Source organism: Mesorhizobium tamadayense, from assembly GCF_003863365.1.
GTDB lineage: Bacteria > Pseudomonadota > Alphaproteobacteria > Rhizobiales > Rhizobiaceae > Mesorhizobium > Mesorhizobium tamadayense.
The window spans coordinates 1-1916 of sequence record NZ_RQXT01000137.1 but is presented as its reverse complement, the minus strand read 5'-3'; the positions used below and the strand labels follow the sequence as shown (position 1 = coordinate 1916).

The 1916-nt window shown below is 54.3% G+C and carries 1 protein-coding gene; it reads left to right on the top strand.

What is annotated here, in order from left to right; all coding sequences use genetic code 11:
• A partial coding sequence (locus EH240_RS36780; protein WP_125007218.1) for a putative bifunctional diguanylate cyclase/phosphodiesterase occupies positions 1–1507 on the top strand: 1507 nt, incomplete at its 5' end.
• Positions 1508–1916: the final 409 nt, after the last annotated feature.

Sequence of the window (1916 nt, the reverse complement as noted above, 5' to 3'; positions counted from 1 at the left end):
TGCCGCTTCCTTTTACACGATTCCTATTGCGGTCATCGCGTATACTCTACCGATCTTCGTCGGTTCGGCGGTCGCGATTGTGTGGGTAGAAGACGCCGTCAATCTGCCCGTCGCAATCCTGATAGTGAGTTACGCCATCACGCTGTTTCGTGCGGTGCTTGCTCACGCGTCCGAATTTACCCAACGCTTCATTCTGCAAGCGGAAAGCGAAAATGCCATTCGCAGGGATGTTCTAACGAGACTGCCAAACCGGTTCAGCTTCAACGAGCGGCTGGAGAACGCCTTGGTGGACGCAAAGCAGTTTGACCAGCACTGTGCGCTGCTTTTGTTCGATCTTAACAATTTTGCCGAGGTGAATGATCAGTTTGGCCGAGCCATGGCGGATGCCCTTTTGGTCGAAGTGGCTGCGCGACTTCGCAAATCGACACGGGAGGGCGAGGGCATTGCCAGATTGGAGGGCGGCGAATTTGCAGTAATCGCGACACGCGAAATCAGGCCAGATCAAATTAGATCCTTGGCCAAACAGATCATAGATGCCATGCGCGCGCCTTTCTTGATCGAAGCGCGCGAAATTTATTGCACAGCCTCTATCGGTATCGCTTTGGCGCCCGCTGACGGTTTGGATGCCAATCAACTCCTGCGGTGCGTTGACACCGCGCTACACAGGGCCAAGACGCTGGGGATGGGTTCCATCCAGTTTTTCAGCGAAAATGACGATGAAGCTGCTACAAGGCGTCATGCCCTCGAGCGCGATCTGACATCTGCGCTGGACAACGACCAACTTTGGCTCGCATTTCAACCCTTTCTCGATCTCGGGAGCGATCGCATCCGAGGTTTCGAAGCGCTTTTGCGGTGGCAGCATCCGACACTTGGCGTGATCCCTCCCTCGGAGTTCATACCCATTGCTGAAGAAACCGGTTTGATTCACGCCATCGGACACTGGGTCGTCAAAACGGCTTGTTTGGCAGCGGCGCGCTGGCCGCGCGACTTGCGGGTCTCCGTCAACTTGTCAGTAGTGCAGCTTAAGAACAAGGCCTTGCTGGATGGAATTTTGGAGACCTTGGCTGAAGCCGGTTTGGAGCGCCGACGACTGGAGGTGGAGATTACAGAAAATGTGCTGATTTCAAATTTTGAAGAAACGATTTCATTATTACAATCACTGAGTTCGCTATCCGTAACAGTTGCTCTTGACGATTTTGGCACCGGCTATTCCTCACTCACTTACCTTCGTAAATTGCCTCTTTCGCGGCTCAAGATCGACCGATCTTTTGTCCAGGATCTGCTGACCGATGCGGACTGCGCCGCGATTGTAAGATCATTGGTTGAGTTGGCGCATGAACTTCGAATTGAGGTAACGGCCGAAGGCGTGGAAACTCTCGACCAGCTCGAGTACCTGCGCCGCGTCGGATGTGATGAAGCCCAAGGCTATTTAATCGGGAAACCTGACCGGATTGACGACATTCCTGGCATTGCTGCGAAGCAGTTTGGTCAGGAGCTAGGTACTTGACTTAGCAGTACCGGCACCTTGGCGGCGATGGTCTGGTTGCCTCCTATCTCGACGAGAACGGCCGCCTTCCTCAGCTAGTAGGCTGAAGGTCGCAAGCCCGAGTGCAAGCACTTGCCCTCTGACGAAGCATCAGATCGAGCTGATCGCCTCGAAACAATGTCGATTTTTTGCCACCTGATGAGCCGCTCCTGCAGCAGAATGTCTGGTATCGGCCTGCGGGGATCACACCGCTGCTGACCTGCGGGGATCACACCGCTGCTGAACCGTCATTGCCCTGACAACACATTCTGCAATTGTCGGCGGGTGCTGAGACGAGGCGCCTGTTTACGCAAACCAGCTGTTCAGCAGGTCGGGAGGAAAGAATGAACCCTGAGGCTTTCAGCAGCGCAGTTTTCGTGAAGCGTGCAAT